This is a genomic window from Streptomyces sp. W16, assembly GCF_033194735.1.
In the GTDB taxonomy this organism is placed as follows: domain Bacteria; phylum Actinomycetota; class Actinomycetes; order Streptomycetales; family Streptomycetaceae; genus Streptomyces.
On the sequence record NZ_JAWOAI010000009.1, the window covers coordinates 1 to 15,539 of the forward strand.

Annotated in this window: 15 protein-coding genes and 1 pseudogene; 10 read left to right on the plus strand and 6 right to left on the minus strand. The window is 69.2% G+C overall.

Annotated features, from left to right (window positions below):
• Positions 1-343, plus strand: a pseudogene (locus tag R6V09_RS02310) (hypothetical protein); the annotation flags it as partial.
• Between the two features lie 216 nt (positions 344-559).
• Here the strand turns inward: R6V09_RS02310 and R6V09_RS02315 are convergent.
• Positions 560-1,603 (minus strand): RNA polymerase subunit sigma-70, encoded by a 1,044-nt coding sequence (locus R6V09_RS02315; RefSeq protein WP_317879623.1) that lies wholly within the window; start codon positions 1,601-1,603, stop codon positions 560-562.
• Between the two features lie 186 nt (positions 1,604-1,789).
• Here R6V09_RS02315 and R6V09_RS02320 point away from each other — a divergent pair, with 186 nt between their 5' ends.
• Both R6V09_RS02320 and R6V09_RS02325 read left to right on the plus strand, forming a co-directional pair.
• Positions 1,790-2,089, plus strand: coding sequence for a hypothetical protein (locus R6V09_RS02320; RefSeq protein WP_317879624.1), 300 nt, complete (start codon positions 1,790-1,792; stop codon positions 2,087-2,089).
• 8 nt (positions 2,090-2,097) lie between these two features.
• Complete coding sequence (locus R6V09_RS02325) at positions 2,098-3,579, plus strand: MFS transporter (protein ID WP_317879625.1); 1,482 nt, start codon at positions 2,098-2,100, stop codon at positions 3,577-3,579.
• A 303-nt stretch (positions 3,580-3,882) separates the two neighbouring features.
• Here R6V09_RS02325 and R6V09_RS02330 read toward each other — a convergent pair whose 3' ends face one another.
• A complete protein-coding gene (locus R6V09_RS02330; protein WP_317879626.1) occupies positions 3,883-4,254 on the minus strand; it encodes a hypothetical protein in 372 nt (123 codons plus the stop codon).
• A 169-nt stretch (positions 4,255-4,423) separates the two neighbouring features.
• Positions 4,424-4,963, minus strand: coding sequence for a MarR family winged helix-turn-helix transcriptional regulator (locus R6V09_RS02335; RefSeq protein ID WP_317879627.1), 540 nt, complete (start codon positions 4,961-4,963; stop codon positions 4,424-4,426).
• Positions 4,964-5,163: 200 nt separating this feature from the next.
• Here R6V09_RS02335 and R6V09_RS02340 point away from each other — a divergent pair, with 200 nt between their 5' ends.
• Genes R6V09_RS02340 through hpaD form a run of 6 tightly spaced genes read left to right on the plus strand, consistent with a single transcriptional unit; the run spans position 5,164 to position 12,015 of the window.
• Entirely contained in the window at positions 5,164-5,667 is a 504-nt protein-coding gene (locus R6V09_RS02340) for a flavin reductase family protein (RefSeq protein ID WP_317879628.1), read from the plus strand.
• Between the two features lie 40 nt (positions 5,668-5,707).
• Positions 5,708-7,159, plus strand: coding sequence for a 4-hydroxyphenylacetate 3-monooxygenase, oxygenase component (hpaB, locus tag R6V09_RS02345; protein ID WP_317879629.1), 1,452 nt, complete (start codon positions 5,708-5,710; stop codon positions 7,157-7,159).
• Positions 7,159-8,604, plus strand: a complete 1,446-nt coding sequence (locus R6V09_RS02350; RefSeq protein ID WP_317879630.1) for a fumarylacetoacetate hydrolase family protein — start codon at positions 7,159-7,161, stop codon at positions 8,602-8,604. The genes hpaB and R6V09_RS02350 overlap by 1 nt, the downstream gene beginning before the upstream one ends.
• Positions 8,601-9,533 carry a 4-hydroxy-tetrahydrodipicolinate synthase gene (gene dapA, locus R6V09_RS02355; RefSeq protein ID WP_317879631.1) on the plus strand — a complete coding sequence of 311 codons (933 nt, stop codon included), beginning with the start codon at positions 8,601-8,603 and terminating at the stop codon, positions 9,531-9,533. The genes R6V09_RS02350 and dapA overlap by 4 nt, the downstream gene beginning before the upstream one ends.
• Positions 9,530-11,017: a 5-carboxymethyl-2-hydroxymuconate semialdehyde dehydrogenase gene (gene hpaE, locus R6V09_RS02360; RefSeq protein WP_317879632.1), complete on the plus strand. Its 1,488-nt coding sequence runs from the start codon at positions 9,530-9,532 to the stop codon at positions 11,015-11,017. The genes dapA and hpaE overlap by 4 nt, the downstream gene beginning before the upstream one ends.
• Complete coding sequence (gene hpaD / locus R6V09_RS02365; RefSeq protein ID WP_317879633.1) at positions 11,014-12,015, plus strand: 3,4-dihydroxyphenylacetate 2,3-dioxygenase; 1,002 nt, start codon at positions 11,014-11,016, stop codon at positions 12,013-12,015. Before hpaE ends, hpaD begins: the two co-directional genes overlap by 4 nt.
• A 63-nt stretch (positions 12,016-12,078) precedes the next feature.
• Here hpaD and R6V09_RS02370 read toward each other — a convergent pair whose 3' ends face one another.
• Both R6V09_RS02370 and R6V09_RS02375 read right to left on the minus strand, forming a co-directional pair.
• Complete coding sequence (locus R6V09_RS02370; protein ID WP_317879634.1) at positions 12,079-12,939, minus strand: MBL fold metallo-hydrolase; 861 nt, start codon at positions 12,937-12,939, stop codon at positions 12,079-12,081.
• Between the two features lie 73 nt (positions 12,940-13,012).
• Positions 13,013-13,630, minus strand: a complete 618-nt coding sequence (locus R6V09_RS02375) for a nuclear transport factor 2 family protein (protein WP_317879635.1) — start codon at positions 13,628-13,630, stop codon at positions 13,013-13,015.
• 132 nt (positions 13,631-13,762) lie between these two features.
• Here R6V09_RS02375 and R6V09_RS02380 point away from each other — a divergent pair, with 132 nt between their 5' ends.
• Positions 13,763-14,224: a winged helix-turn-helix transcriptional regulator gene (locus R6V09_RS02380; protein WP_317879636.1), complete on the plus strand. Its 462-nt coding sequence runs from the start codon at positions 13,763-13,765 to the stop codon at positions 14,222-14,224.
• A 53-nt stretch (positions 14,225-14,277) separates the two neighbouring features.
• Here the strand turns inward: R6V09_RS02380 and R6V09_RS02385 are convergent, their stop codons facing one another.
• Positions 14,278-15,519: a sensor histidine kinase gene (locus R6V09_RS02385; protein ID WP_317879637.1), complete on the minus strand. Its 1,242-nt coding sequence runs from the start codon at positions 15,517-15,519 to the stop codon at positions 14,278-14,280.
• Between the last annotated feature and the right edge of the window lie 20 nt (positions 15,520-15,539).

Below are 15,539 nucleotides of genomic sequence, written 5' to 3' on the forward strand. Positions count from 1 at the left end.
CGGGCAGTGCGGCCTCGTCGGCGCCGGCCGGCCCGCCGACGGTTCGTCCCGCGCCCAGGACGCCGAAGCCCATTGCCGCGCCTACGAGCAGGTCAAAGACCGCGGCAAGGCGCTCGAAGCGACGGCCTGGCAGCAGCTCGTCGCGGGCGCCGGCGAGAGCGACAAGGTCACCGCGTACTGCTCCGAGCAACTGGCGCAGGCGACGTCCACGCCGAGCAAGTCGGTCGGCACGGGCAAACCCAGCGAGGCCGCGGACGCCGGCAACGGCATGGCGGGCAACACCGGTTCCTCCGGCAACGGCCAGACAGGCGGAGCCAAGGGCAACGGCAAGAAGCCCAAATAGCCCTCGCCCCTGCGAGCGAGTCGGGTGAGTCGGGTGTGCATCTACGGAGGGTGTCTGTGTGATCAGGCAGCGGATATGAGGGCGTTGCGGTAGCGGGCCTGGTGGTTGCGGGCGTACTCCCGTTGTTCGCGCCAGGCCCCAGCGGGCACCGGCGATGTCGAGGCGGTCTTTGCTCTGCCTTCAGGCGCGGGACAACAGGGTGGCGCCAGAAGTCCCTCAGTCCGTTTCGGGGAGGGTCCGGGGTAGTCCGAAGCGCGTCATGACGCTGGTGTTGAAGCCGGTGATGGCGGTGATCCGGTCGCCGGCGGTGCTGATGACCAGGAGGGCGTAGGCGCGGTGGACACTGGCGTGGGGGTCTGCCAGGTACAGGCCGACGGCCGGCTGGCCGTTGGCGCGGGTGGTTACCACGCGGTAGGTGCGGCCGGGGCGGAAGGTGGAGGCGGCGAAGAAGCGCTGGGCTGTTTCGATGCCGCGGTATTCCAGCATGGCCGGGGGCATGGAGAGCCTCACGTCGCTGACGAGCAGTTCGATCAGGGCGTCCAGATCGGCGCGTTCCAGGGCGTCGGTGAGCCGGGCGACGAGCCGGTGTTCGGCGGCGGTGTCGGGTTGGCGTGCAGGCCTGCGGTTACCGGTGTCGGTGCCGCTGGAGTCGGCGAGGTGGTTGTCGACGGTGGCGCGGGCGCGTTTGAGGGCGCTTTGAACCGATTCCTGGGTGGCATCGAGCATGTGGGCGGCTTCGGCGGCGTGGTAGCCCAGGACGTCGCGGAGGACGAGCACGGCGCGTTGGCGTGGGGGCAGCAGTTGCAGGGCGGTGATGAAGGCCAGGGAGATGGCCTCGGTGGTCTCGTAGCGGGCCTCCGGTCCGGGGCGCCGGTCGACGAGGTGGTCGAGCAGGACGTCGGGGTAGGGCTCCAACCAGGGCGGGGCGTCACCGGCACCGGTGGGCTCGGGCAGCGTGGCCTCGGGCAGCGGCGGGGCGATCCGGGGGCGCCGGCTGTCGGCGCGCAACATGCTCAGGCACCGATTGGTCGCGATCTTGTAGAGCCAGGTCCGGAGTGAGGACCGCCGGCCGAAGTCGCCGAGGTTGCGCCAGGCGGACACGAGGGTCTCCTGGAGCGCGTCCTCGGCGTCCTGCAGGGATCCCAGGATGCGGTAGCAGTGCACCTGCAACTCGTGGGAGTGCTCCTGGACCAGGTCGCGGAACGCGTTTTGGTCGCCGGCCCGGGCCCGGGCGATCAGGTCCGTCGTGTCCATCTCCATCGGCAGGCATCCTCGCTTCTCTTCTTTCCGCAGGGCGCGTTCGGCTCGTCTATCGATACCGACGCCGCCGGGCCCGCGAATCGGGCGGTGTCCGCGCGCCCAATTCATGACCGTGCCGCCGTCTACCCGATTGGAGGCGGTCCCGGTCCGGGGCGCGCCCCGGACACAGAATCAGGACCACAGATCATGACCAAGTACGTTTTCTCTTTCCGTGTGCCCTCCGACTACGCGCCCCACGCCGGGACGCCGGCCGAGTGGCAGGCCTGGTTCGCCGGGCTGGGCCCGGCCCTGGTGAACGTCGGCAACGCGGTGACCGAATACGCCTCGCTCGGCGAGGTCGGCGGCAGCGGCTCCCGGATGATCGCCTACTCGCTGGTGTCCGCCGAGGACATGGACTCCGCGCTGGCGCTGGCCAAGGACTGCCCGGTGCTGCGGGTCGGCGGCGGGGTCGAGGTCGGCCCCGTGATGGAAGCCGCCGGGTCGTGAGCGACGCCATGACCGCATCGACGGCGCCGCCGGAGGGGTCGTTCCTGGCGACCGGGCGCGGCAGGGTCACGCTGGCGCTGCTGTGCGCGGTGACGTTCCTGGACGTCGTGGACGGCTCGATCGTGAACGTCGCGCTGCCGACCATCCGTACGCATCTGGGGTTCTCGGTGCAGAACCTCCAGTGGGTGGTCAGCGGCTATCTGATCACCTACGGCGGGTTCCTGCTGCTGGGCGGTCGGGCCGGGGACCTGCTGGGGCGACGGCGGCTGCTGATCGCCGGGACCGCGCTGTTCGCGGCCTCCTCGCTGGCCTGCGGGCTGGCCGACAGCCAGGCGGTGCTGGTCGGCGCCCGGCTCGCCCAGGGTTTCGGCGCGGCGATGATGTCCCCGGCCGCGCTGTCCATCCTGACCACCACCTTCCGGGACTCCGACCGGCACAAGGCGCTGGGCGTGTGGGCCGGGATCAGCGGGCTGGCCGCCGCGGTCGGAGTGTTCTTCGGCGGGCTGCTCACCCAGGACCTCGGCTGGCGGTGGGTGTTCTTCGTGAACCTCCCGCTGTGCGCGCTGGTGCTGATCGGGGCGTTCCGGATCCTGAAGGCCGACCACGGCCGGTCCGTGCCGGGCGGTTTCGACGCGGTCGGCGCGGTGCTGGTCACCGCGAGCATGCTGCTGCTGATCTTCACGTTGGTGAAGGCGCCGGACGAGGGCTGGGATGCGGGACGCACCATCGGTGGGCTGGCCGCCTCGGCGGTACTGATGGCCGCGTTCGGGATCAATGAGCAGCGGCACGCCCATCCGCTGGTCCCGATGTCGATCTTCCGGATCAAGGGCCTGGCCGCGGCCGACGCCACCCAGGTGATCGCCTGGGCCGGGTTCTACTCGATGTTCTTCTTCGTCACTCTGTACATGCAGAACGTCCTGGGCTACTCCCAACTGCGGACCGGGCTCTCGTATCTGCCGGCGACCGTCGGCATCGGGTTCGGCTCGGCCCTGGCGACGAAGATGTTCGTGCGGACCGGTACCCGCCCGATCATCGTCTCCGGTGCGCTGCTCGCTGCCGGTGGCATCTTCTGGCTCTCCCGCATCCCGGTGGACGGCACCTATCTCGGCAACCTGCTCGCCCCGCTGGTGCTCATGGCGGCCGGGCTGGGGCTGCTGTACGCCGGTGTGCAGACGGCCGCGAACGCGGGCGTGCCGGAGGACCAGTCCGGATTGGCCGCGGCCCTGATCACCACCTCTTTCCAGCTCGGGTCAGCGCTCGGCCTGGCGGTGTTCAGCGGGATCGCGACCAGTCGCACCAACCACCTGCTGGCCGCCCACACCCCGCCCCCGGAAGCACTCACCGCCGGATTCCAGCGGGCCCTGCTCGTCAGCGCCCTCTGCCTCCTGGCAGCCGGAGCCATCGCGCTGCGAGCCTCCAACACCCGCGGCGACCCCGCCGACACACCAGAAACCCAACAAAACCTGGAACCCTCCTACGACCCCGCATAACTCGACACAACGAAATCCCGGGATGGCGTTCAACGCCATCCCGGGATTCTCTTTGCGTGTGCGTCTTCTATGAGGGCGTTGCGGTAGCGGGCCTAGGGCGACCTCCTGCAAGGCGGGTGCGAAGGCGTAGGTCAGCCGAGTGCGCTCCACAGGGCTCATCGCGCTTCGTCCTTTCCGGAATCCGTCCATGGTCAAAAATCCGACTACATGTCCCGCATCTGCCATGCAAAACGCCCGGCCGGACTTCTCCGGCCGGGCGTTCCGTGACTTGGCAGCCCCCGTGTCTGCCGTGTCACTGTGCGGCTAACGCAGCGTGGTGTTGCCTTCGTCGCCGACGACGACGGGGGCGTCCTTCACCGGCGTGGCCTCGCCGAGATCCCAGCCCTTCGGCTTCGCGCCGGGCACCTCGACGAGCGTGACGTCGGACGGGTTCTCGCCCGTGACGGGGCCGCCCTCGACGACCGGGAGGTCTCGCAGCTTCTTCGCGGTGCCCGGCTTGACGTGCTGCGGGTGCGGGTTGCCGGGCGCCTCGGAGACCGTGCTGCCGTGGTGCTTGGCGGTACTGCCGCCGGTCGAGGCCGCAGCGGCGACCCCGCCCGAGGCGAGCAGTACGGCCAGCGCACCAGCTATCACGGCACCCTGACGACGCGAGATGCTGTTGCTACGCACCTTCATGTGACCAACTCCTTCGCAGGTGGAGGGAGACAGGGGCACCGGCACGAGTCCGGTCCCGTTTCCCTCGGGATCGAGTACGAGGCAACTCTCGTCCGGGCCCGCTGAAGATCCGCTGAACGTTCTGAAGATCCCCTTCAGCACCTGATGCCTCAGGCCCGACACCTGCGTCTCAGGCCCGATGCCTGGCGTCGAAGTCGACGGAGTGTGTGGTCAGCTTGCCGAGCAGCTCGATCAGCGTGCGGGTCTCGTCCTCGCTGAGGGCTCCCGCCCACTCCTGCTCCCGCTTGTTGTGGGCGAGGAACGCGGAGGTGATCGCCTCCAGGCCGGCATCGGTGAGCGAGAGTCCCACGGCGCGTCCGTCGTAGGCCGCGCGCTCCTTGCGCACCAGTCCGTCCCGCTCCAGCGTGTTGACCAGCGCCGACACGGCCGCTCGGCTCATGCCGGACAACTCCGCGACCTTCTTCGCCTCGACCGGGGCGGAGAGCCAGATCGCGAACAGCACACGGAACCCCGGCCACGACCAGCCGCGCGGCCGGTGCACGGAGGATTCGAGGTCGTAGACCACCATGTTGGCCGCCCGGTGGAGGGTGAACACCAGCCGCATGGCGAGCGGCTCGATGCCGGGCAGTTCCCGGGAGACCCGCTCGACGGCGTAGTCGATGAACGACCAGAAGTGCAGATGCTCGGGGTCGGACGGTTCCAGGGCCATCCCCGGAGTCTAGGCCGCCGGCGGATACGGGCCGGTTCACCGCCGAGGCGCAAGGCCTTCCCAAGGACCGACGGAGGGGGTACGGTCCAATTAGTCAAAGCTTTGATTACAGCGTTTCGGTGTGATTACTACCGATTCCATTCACCCCTTTTCTCCTGTTTCGCACCTTGTGTTCGTTGGTGCCACTCATGGGAGTCCTCATGCCCAAAGCCCTAGCTCCCCCCAGCCCCGGCGCCCTGCGCGCCTGCATGTCCCGATTCGCCACGGGCGTCACCGTCGTCACCTACGACGGCGAGGACGGCCCTCGTGGAGCCACCATGAACTCCTTCACGTCCGTGTCGGCCGATCCTCCGCTGGTGCTGCTCAGCGTCGCCCGCCGGGCCCGCTGCCACGACCCGCTCCTCCGTCAGCCGTTCTGCGTCAATGTCCTCGGCGCCGAACAGGAGCGACTGGCCCGCCTGTTCGCGGGGGCCCAGGGCCTGGGCAAGCCCGGCTGGGTGGCCGGAGCCCGGGTGCCACGGCTGGCCAGTCCCCTCGCCTGGATCGAGTGCGACCCCTGGCGCTCGTACGACGGCGGCGACCACACCCTCGTCATCGGTCATGTCACCGACCTGGGCCACCGCGACGGTGACGCCCTCACCTACACCTGGAGCCGCTTCGGCACGGCCGCCGAGTCGTCCGACGGCATCGAGCACCTCATCTGACGTCCCGCCTTCCCGCCGACTTCCCCTCAGGAGCACCACCATGGCCGCACGTACCGGCAAGGAATACCTTGAGCGACTCTCCGCCTCCCGCCCCACCGTGCACATCCAGGGCGAGACCATCACCGGCGGTGTCCAGGACCACCCGGCCTTCCGCAATGTCGTGCGCACCTACGCCGAGTTGTACGACCTTCAGCACTCCGCCGACCACAAGGACACCCTGACCTACGCCTCCCCCACCTCCGGCGAACCGGTCGGCACCTCGTTCCTCACCCCGAAGACCCCGGACGACCTGGTCAAGCGGCGCAAGGCGTTCAAGGTGTGGGCCGACCACAGCAACGGCATGCTCGGCCGCACCGGCGACTACATGAACAGCTCCCTGATGGCGCTGGCCTCCGCCGCCGACTGGTTCGCCCAGGCCGACCCGGCGTTCGGCGAGAACATCCGCCGCTACTACGAGAAGGTCCGCGAAGAGGACCTGTTGTGCACGCACACCCTGATCCCGCCGCAGGTCAACCGGGCGGTGGCCGGCACCCAGCAGGCCGGCGGCAAGCTGGCCGCGCGGATCGTGCAGGAGGACGACAACGGGGTCGTCGTCCGCGGCGCGCGAATGCTCGCCACCATCGCCCCGTTCGCCGACGAGATGCTCGTCTTCCCCTCCACCGTGCTGCGCGGCACCCCCGAGGACAAGCCGTACTCGTACGCCTTCGCCATCCCCAACGACACCCCCGGCCTCCGCTACATCGCCCGCGAACCCCTCGACTACGACCGCCCCCACCACGACCACCCCCTCGCCTCCCGCTTCGAGGAGTCGGACTGCGTGGTCGTCTTCGACGACGTGCACGTCCCCTTCGAGCGCTGTTTCGCGCTCGGCGACGCCGAGTTGTGCAACGGCTTCTACTCCCGGACGTCGTCCGTGGCGCACATGACGCACCAGGTCGTCACCCGGACGTCCGCCAAGACCGAGTACATCCTGGGCCTGGTGTCCCTGCTGACCGAGGCCATCGGCATCGAGCAGTTCCAGCACGTCCAGGAGGACATCGCCGAGATCATCACCACGCTGGAGATGCTGCGCGCGTTCCTGCGCGCCGCCGAGGCCGACGCCGTGATCAACGAGTTCGGCGTCCTCACGCCGGCCTTCGCCCCGTTGAACGCGGCCCGCAATCTCTACCCCAAGCTCTACCAGCGCTTCCCGCAGATCCTGCGCAAGCTCGGCGCCTCCGGCCTGATGGCCACGCCGACCGAGCTCGACATCAACGGCCCGGCCGCCGCCGACATCGAGGCCTATCTGCAGTCCGCGACCCTGACCGGCCCGGAGCGCGTGAGGCTGTTCCGGCTGGTGTGGGACACCTGCGTCTCCGCCTTCGCCAGCCGCCAGGCCCTGTACGAGTACTACTTCTTCGGCGACCCGGTGCGGATGGCCGGTGCGTACGTGAAGTCGTACGACCGCGAACCCTACAAGGCCAACGTGCAGGCCTTCCTGGAGCGTTCGTGATGACGCATCCGCTGGGGAACCCGCCGACGAAGATCATCGCGGTTCACCTCAACTACCCCAGCCGTGCGCGCGAGCGCGGCCGGGTGCCGTCGCAGCCGTCGTACTTCCTCAAGCCGCCGTCGTCCCTGTCCGGTACGCAGGAGGCGATCGTCCGACCCGAGGGGTGCGAACTCCTCGGCTTCGAGGGCGAGATCGCGCTGGTGATCGGCTCACGCGCCCGGCAGGTGACGCCCGAGGACGGCTGGTCGTACGTGCGCTGGGTGACGGCGGCCAACGACGCGGGCGTCTACGACCTGCGCAGGGCCGACCGGGGCTCCAACCTCCGTTCCAAGGGCGCCGACGGCTTCACACCGATCGGCCCCCGCCTCCTCGACGCACGCCAACTCGACCCGGCCGCCCTCCGGTTGCGGACCTGGGTGAACAGTGAACTGGTCCAGGACGACACCACCGACACCCTGCTCTTCCCGTTCGAGCAGCTCGTCGCCGACCTGTCCCGGCTGGTCACGCTGGAGCCCGGGGACGTGATCCTCACCGGCACCCCGGCCGGGGCCTCGGTCGTCTCCCCCGGTGACGTGGTGGAGGTCGAGGTCAGCGGCGTCGGCCAGTCAAGTGGGCGACTGCGCAACCCGGTCGCCGCAGGGCCCGCGCTCGCCCCGTACGGAGCCATGCCCCGCGCCGATCCGGCGGAGCGCGAGGCCGCGTACGGCTCGCGATACGTTCCCGAGCCGCTGCTCGGCAAGGAGATCGAGGACGGGCTGCGGTCGGTCGCGGTCGCCACGCTCAGCGCACAGCTGCGCAAGCGCGGTCTGCCGCACATGTCGATCGACGGCGTACGTCCCACCCGGCCGGACACCGGCATGGTCGGCGTCGCCCACACCCTGCGCTATCTCCCGTTGCGCGAGGACCTGTTCAAGAGGTACGGCGCCGGGATGAACGCCCAGAAGCGGGCGATCGAGGAACTGCGCCCCGGCCAGGTGCTGGTGATGGACGCCCGGCGGGACACCACCGCAGGAACGCTCGGCGACATCCTGGCTCTGCGCGCACAGCAACGCGGTGCGGCCGGCGTGGTCACCGACGGCGGGCTGCGTGACAGCGCGGCGGTGACCGAACTCGACCTGCCGGTCTACCACGGCGGGGAGCACCCGTCAGTACTCGGCCGCCGGCACGTCCCCTGGGACACCGGTGTGCCGATCGCCTGCGGCGGCGCCCTCGTCCAGCCCGGCGACCTGCTGGTCGGCGACGCGGACGGAGTCGTGGTCGTGCCACCGGAACTGGCCGGGGAGCTGATCGCCGACTGCCGTGAGCAGGAGGCACAGGAGCGGTTCATCACCGAGCAGGTGCGGGCCGGACACGGCATCGACGGGCTCTATCCGCTGGGTCCCGAGTGGCGTGGGCCCTATGAGCGGTGGCTCAAGCAGCACAACCTGGGAGGAGAATCCCTGTGAAGTTCCGCAGTGACCCATCCGTCATCCGCGGGTCCATCGCCCCGGTCGTCACGCCGTTCACGGCAGACGGCGCCGTCGACCACGACAGCCTGCGGGCACTGATCCGCTTCCAGTTGGAGTCCGGCTCGCACGGCATCTCGCTGGGCGGCTCGACCGGCGAGCCCAGCGCACAGTCCGCCGCCGAGCGGATCGCGGGCATGCGCACCGTCGCGGACGAGATCGGCGACCGTGTCCCGTTCCTGCCGGGCACCGGCTCGGCCAAGCTCGACGAAACCCTGGAAATCACCGCCGCCGCCCACGAGTTGGGCGCGGACGCGGCTCTCGTCATCACCCCGTACTACGCGCGCCCCACGCAAGAGGCGCTCTACAAGTGGTACTCCACGGTCGCCCGGGAGTTCCCCGACCTGCCGGTCGTCGCCTACAACGTGCCCTCGCGCACGGCGGTCGACATCGCGCCGGAGACGGTCAAGCGCCTGTTCACCGACTTCGAGAACTTCGTCGGCGTCAAGGAGACGACGAAGGACTTCGAGCACTTCTCCCGCGTCCTGCACGCCTGTGGCCGCTCGCTGCTGGTGTGGTCGGGCATCGAGCTGCTGTGCCTGCCACTGCTCGCGCTGGGCGGGGCCGGCTTCGTGTCGGCGGTCTCCAACCTCGCGCCCACGGCCGTCGCCCGGATGTACGAACTGTGGGAGGCCGGCGACTTCGAGGCCGCGCGCGACATCCACTACGCGCTGCACCCGCTCGTCGACCTGCTCTTCGTCGAGACCAACCCGGCCCCCGCCAAGTGGGTGCTCGCCCAACAGGGCCGTATCGCCTCGGAGTTCGTCCGCCCGCCCCTCATCACTCCCACCGACGCGGGTCTGGCACAGATCCGCACGCTGCTCGCCGAGGGCGGCAGTCTCACCGCACCGATCGGAGTCGTTCAGTGACTGTCGTCCCCGAGGGCCTGCCCTCCGTCATCCGGCACTGGATCGGCGGCGAACTCGTCGACGCCGCCGACGGCCGCACCTTCGACGTCTCCGACCCGGTCTCCAACACCCCGTACGCGCAGGCCGCGCGCGGTTCGGCGGCCGACGTCGACCGGGCCGTGCAGGCGGCCGGCGCCGCCTTCCCGGAGTGGGCCGGGATGTCCAACCGGGCCCGCGCCAACACGCTGTACCGCGTCGCGGACGCCGTCGAGGCCTGTCATGACCGGCTCGCCGCCTACGAGACGTACGACACCGGGCTGCCGATCACCCAGGCACGCGGCCAGGCACTCCGGGCCGCCGAGAACTTCCGCTACTTCGCGGACGTCATCGTCGCCCTCGGCGAGGAGGCGTTCCGCCAGGGCGAGGAACAGTTCTCCTACGTCCGGCGCACTCCAGTCGGAGTGGCCGGACTGATCACGCCCTGGAACACGCCGTTCATGCTGGAGAGTTGGAAGTTGGCGCCCGCGCTGGCCTCCGGCTGCACGCTCATCCTGAAGCCGGCCGAGTGGACCCCGCTGTCCGCGTCGCTGTGGCCGGAGATCTTCGAGGAGGCGGGCGTGCCGGCCGGTGTGGTGAACATCGTGCACGGCATCGGGGAGGAGGCCGGGCAGGCGCTCGTCGACCACCCGGACGTGCCACTGATCTCCTTCACCGGCTCCACGGACACCGGCCGCCACATCATCCGCTCCAGCGCCCAGCACCTGAAAACCACCTCCATGGAACTGGGCGGCAAGTCACCGGTCGTCGTCTTCGCCGACGCCGACCTCGAAGCCGCCCTGGACTCCGTCGTGTTCGGCGTGTTCTCCCTCAACGGCGAGCGCTGCACGGCCGGTTCACGCGTCCTCGTGGAACGCCCGCTGTACGAGGAGTTCACCCGCCGCCTCGCCGAACGCGCCGCGAACGTCCGCGTCGGCCTCCCCTCCGACCCGGCCACCGAGGTCGGAGCACTCGTCCACGCCGAGCACTACGCCCGCGTCCTGAACTACGTCGAGATCGGCAAGAAGGAAGCCCACCTCGTCGCCGGCGGCTCACGCCCCGACCACCTCACCGACGGCAACTACCTCCAGCCGACCGTCTTCGCCGACGTGGAACGCGACGCCCGCATCTTCCAGGAGGAGATCTTCGGACCCGTCGTCGCCGTCGCCCCCTTCGACAACGAGTCCGAGGCGATCGAACTCGCCAACGCGACCCGGTACGGCCTCGCCGCCTACATCTGGACCTCCGACCTCAAGCGCGGTCACCGCATCGCCCATGCCGTCGAATCCGGCATGATCTGGATCAACTCCCACAACGTCCGTGACCTGCGCACCCCTTTCGGCGGGGTCAAGGACTCCGGCGTCGGCCGCGAGGGCGGCGCCCACTCCATCGACTTCTACACCGACTCCAAGATCGTCCATGTCGCCCTCGGTGACGTCCACACTCCCCGTTTCGGCGCTGCCTCATGAGCACCCCGGCCCCCGACGTCGTCCGCTCCGCGTACGCCCAGCTCGCCGTCACCGACCTCGGCGCGGCCCGCTGGTTCTGGGTCGACATGCTCGGCTTCCACGTCCAGTACGAGGACACGGGCTCCCTCTACCTGCGCGGCACCGACGAGCTCACCCACCACTCCCTGGTTCTGCGCAAGGGCGAGACCGCGGCCCTCGACCACATCTCCTACCGCGTCCGCACCCCCGAGGATCTCGACAAGGCGGAGAAGTTCTTCCGCCAACTCGGCTGCCCGGTACGGCGGTTGAAGCGGGGCGAGGGCACTCACGGTGTCGGTGACGCCGTCCGCGTCGTCGACCCGCTCGGCTTCCCCGTCGAGTTCTTCCACGACATCGACCGCGCCGAACGCCTCATCCAGCGCTACGACCTCCACCGCGGCGCCGAGATCGCCCGCCTGGACCACTTCAACATCTGCACCCCCGACATCCCCGCCGCCTACGCCCACTACAAGTCGCTCGGCTTCGGCTGCTCCGAGACCATCGAGGGCGACGAACACGAGCTCTACGCCGCCTGGATGTACCGCAAGCAGACCGTGCACGACGTCGCCTTCACCGGCGGCAACGGCCCCCGCCTGCACCACCTCGGCCTCGCCACCCACGAATCCCACCAAGTCCTGCGCACCGCCGACCTCTTCGGCGCCGTCCGCAAGGAACACCACATCGAACGCGGCCCCGGACGCCACGGCGTCTCCAACGCCTTCTACGTCTACCTCCGCGACCCCGACGGCCACCGCGTCGAGATCTACACCTCCGACTACTACACCGGCGACCCCGACCACGAGACATACGTCTGGAACGTCCACGACGACCGCCGCCGCGACTTCTGGGGCAACGCCGTCATCGAGTCCTGGTACAAGGACGCCACTCCCGTCCTCGACCTCGACGGCCACCCACAGCCCGTCTCCGACGCCCTCCTCGACGAGACCGCCGTCAAGGTCGGCGCCGACGGCCTCGGCTGAGTCTCCCGGGGCCAACACACCTGTCCACGCCATGTGCGGCCCCGGGCGAGACCGGTCGGACGCTCAGCTCTGCGCATCCATGAGCGCGGTGGCCGTGAGCCACACGACCGCCTGGTTGAGGCGTTCGGGATGAAGGGAGCACATGGCATCGAAGAATTCGATCCGGCTCGTCGTCTCCTTCAGGAGCCGGTCCGCGTCATGGATGTACTGCCGGGTTTCCTCGATGGTGGCCGGACTGTCCGGAAGTGCCTTGTTCTTGTGTCCGCAGACGATGTGGCGCGGCGCGAGCTTCTCGACCGCGTCGAGCGCCTGAAGCCACTGTGCACGCCCGCCGTCCGCGGATTCGGAGAGGTACACGTGCACGCCGTTGTAAACGACATCGCCTGCGACGACGAGCCCGATCGAGGGAACGTGCAGCACGGTGGTGCCGTCGGTATCGCTGTGCCCGACTTCGACGGAGCGCAGAACGTTGCCCTCCAGAAGAAACCCTTGCGGTGGTACGGGCCGTGCCAGCACGGGAGTCGGCGGGATCTGACCGGGGAACAGGTTGTCCCACTGTTGCTTTCTGAATTCCGCCGAGCTCTGCTGCCGCATGAGACGGATGCTGTCCTCGCCGGCGAGGACCACGGCGCCGGGGAAGCGCTCGACCAGAGGACCGGAGCCGAACCAATGATCACCGTGGCCGTGCGTGATGAAAATGTGTTCGAGGTGCTTGCCCGACCGTTCGACCCAGTCACCCACTTTCCGGGCCTGCTCGATCGTCAGCGGCGGGTCGACCAGCACCGCGTTCTTCTCCCCGTAGATCAGCGTGGTCGACATCGGCGACCAGGAGAACAGCTCCCCATTGGGAATGGGATCCGTGACGCTGGTGGGGATCGGATCGGAAATGAAGACTTCGTACGCCAGATCGGTCTGGGAGACCATCTTTACCACGCCCTTTTCCGTGTGGTGGTTGCCTGGTGGCACTTGACGGGGACGGCCGGCTCGGCCGCCCCTCTCACCTCGCGACCATGACGTCCCAGTGCTCGACGGCTCGGCCGTCCGCCACCCGGAACAGGTCGTGGAACACGAAGTCGGCGCCCGCGAAGACACCCACCGAACGGATGTAGGCGAAGTTCCCCTCGGCGACGACGTCCAGTACGTCGGAGTACTTGAGGGACTGGCCGGACTTCGCCAACTCACCCAGTGCGGCCGCCAGTCCACTGACGCCGTCGGCGAAGCGGGGATTGTGCTGGACGTAGGACTCGCCCGCCAGGTAGTGGTCGACGTCGGAGAAGTCGTTGTCGACCAGAATCGTGCGCACCGCCTCTTCCGCCGCCCTGCGCGTGGCGTCCGTGTCGGCTGTCGTGTCGATGGCGGCGACGCCGTCGACCTGGGTGTGCCCGTTGGCCGTCTGTTCCACGATCGGCTCCTGGTCGCCCCAGTGGCCGGTGATCCGCCCGTCCGCGATCCGCCAGAGATCGAAGGCCGCGGCCTGGCCGCCTTCGGGCAGGGTGGTCGTGGCGTGAGTCACGACGAAGTCCCCCTGTGCCAGCACGCGGTGAACCTGGTTCTTGCGGCCGGTGGTGTCGTCGATGGCCGCGAGGACGACCTGTTTGTTGGCTTCGTTGCTCATTGCGTTCGCCTCTTGTCGTTCGTGAGCGGGGCTTGGCTGTCGTACGGCCGCATCGGACCCGGTTGAGGGCAGCGGCCACACCGGAGAGGTGAGTACAAAATATGTACTCACTTATGACGCTAACCTAGCACGGTGAGTACTGAATCTGTACCGACGCCCCGCGTCTGTTCTGTGACCGACGCGATAGCCGTCGTCGGGGAACGTCATTCGCTGCCGATCGTGCGCGAGCTGCTGTACGGCAACCGGCGCTTCTCCGAGATCGCCGACGCCGTCGGGCTCTCCCGGACGCTCCTGTCCTCACGGCTGCGCCGGCTGGAGACGGCCGGCGTGGTGGAACGGCGGCGCTACAGCGAGCATCCGCCGCGCGACGAATACGTCCTCACGGAAGCGGGCCAGGCCCTGCTCCCCGTGCTCGCCGCCCTCAAGGAGTGGGGCGACATCTACTGCCGCGACGGCATCGCCACAACGGAGTTCCAGCACCGATGCGGTGCCGTCCTGCACACCCGGGCGGACTGCGCCGCCTGCGGCGAGGAGATCCGCTTCGAGGACCTGACCGTGGTGGGAGGCACACACCCACCGCAGATACGACTCTGAGCCGCTCCGCCCGTTCTGGTTCTGGCGTCAATGACCAATCAGCTGCTTGTCTCTCACGTGAGCAGGTGAGGGAGGGTCAGGAGCAGGCGGGCGCCCCCGTCGGTGGTCCGAGGCGGTTCGGCGGTGAGCGTCCCGCCGTGGGCGGTCGCGATGTCGCGGGCGATGGCGAGGCCGAGCCCCGTGCCGCCCTCGGTGCGGGTACGGGCGTTGTCCAGTCGGGTGAAGCGGTCGAAGACCCGCTCGCGGTCGGCTTCGGGGATGCCCGGACCGTCGTCGCCGACTTCGACGGTCACCTCACGTCCGGTGTGGCGCACTTCTACGGTCACGGTGCCGTGTGCGTGGCGCAGCGCGTTGTCGAGGAGGTTCGCGCAGAGGCGGGTGAGTGCCGTGCGGCTGCCCAGGACCGTGTCGTCGGGGTCGGGGTCTGCGATGAGGACGACCGGTTGACGGGGGTAGCGCTCGGCGAGGGTCCCTCGTACGAGGTCGGTGAGGCACAGGGGTTGGAGTTTCAGGGGCTGGTGGGCGTCCAGGCGGGCCAGGAGCAGGAGATCGGTGACGATGTCTTCCAGACGTGTGGTGTCGCTCAGGGCTTCTTTGCCGACCGCGGTCCATTCAGCGCGGTCGGGGCGGGCCACAGCCAGCTCAAGACGGGCCTTGAGGGTGGTGAGGGGACCGCGCAGTTCGTGCGAGGCATCGGAGGTGAAGGTCCGCAACCGGCCGACGGCACGCTGGAGTTGGTCGAGGGTGCCGTTCATCGTCTGTGCCAGCGAGGCGACCTCGTCGTCGGAGTCGGGCACCGGGACGCGCCGCTGGAGACTGTGGGCCGTGATGTCGGCGAACTCGGCACGGATGTTCTCCACCGGTCGCAGCGCCCGGCCCATCGCGTACCAGGCCAGGCAGGCGACCAGCAGCACCATCAGGGCGGTGCACGGGACCAGGGCCCAGGTCAGAGTGATGACGGCGGTACGCGCGGGAGCACGGTTCGGAAAGGCCTGCACCACCATCGTCCCCGTAGGCGTGCCCACACTGGCACTGGCCCCTTGGTTGGCCGATATCGTGGACGTGGATCCGGCAAGAGGGGCGGTGTCCATGGTGACGTCCGGCAGCTCGGCCCGTACGTCGCCCGGAGACATCCCTGAGGCGAGTTGGCTCGCTGCCTTTTCGACGTGGTCGCGGGCCGCGCTCTGGGCGGAGGCGACCAGATTGGTGTGGACGGCGTAGAGCAGGACCACCGAGCAGGCGGCGAGGGCAAGGCTGGCGACAAGGGCGACGGCCACGGTGGCCCGGCCGCGCACCGTCTGCGGTCGCAGCCGGA

Bases quoted from the DNA above. Each gene is read 5' to 3' on its own strand.
- R6V09_RS02315 (WP_317879623.1), bottom strand. From the start codon at position 1,603: ATGGAGATGGACACGACGGACCTGATCGCCCGGGCCCGGGCCGGCGAC.
- R6V09_RS02320 (WP_317879624.1), top strand. From the start codon at position 1,790: ATGACCAAGTACGTTTTCTCTTTCCGTGTGCCCTCCGACTACGCGCCC.
- R6V09_RS02325 (WP_317879625.1), top strand. From the start codon at position 2,098: ATGACCGCATCGACGGCGCCGCCGGAGGGGTCGTTCCTGGCGACCGGG.
- R6V09_RS02330 (WP_317879626.1), bottom strand. From the start codon at position 4,254: ATGAAGGTGCGTAGCAACAGCATCTCGCGTCGTCAGGGTGCCGTGATA.
- R6V09_RS02335 (WP_317879627.1), bottom strand. From the start codon at position 4,963: ATGGCCCTGGAACCGTCCGACCCCGAGCATCTGCACTTCTGGTCGTTC.
- R6V09_RS02340 (WP_317879628.1), top strand. From the start codon at position 5,164: ATGCCCAAAGCCCTAGCTCCCCCCAGCCCCGGCGCCCTGCGCGCCTGC.
- hpaB (WP_317879629.1), top strand. From the start codon at position 5,708: ATGGCCGCACGTACCGGCAAGGAATACCTTGAGCGACTCTCCGCCTCC.
- R6V09_RS02350 (WP_317879630.1), top strand. From the start codon at position 7,159: ATGACGCATCCGCTGGGGAACCCGCCGACGAAGATCATCGCGGTTCAC.
- hpaD (WP_317879633.1), top strand. From the start codon at position 11,014: ATGAGCACCCCGGCCCCCGACGTCGTCCGCTCCGCGTACGCCCAGCTC.
- R6V09_RS02370 (WP_317879634.1), bottom strand. From the start codon at position 12,939: ATGGTCTCCCAGACCGATCTGGCGTACGAAGTCTTCATTTCCGATCCG.
- R6V09_RS02375 (WP_317879635.1), bottom strand. From the start codon at position 13,630: ATGAGCAACGAAGCCAACAAACAGGTCGTCCTCGCGGCCATCGACGAC.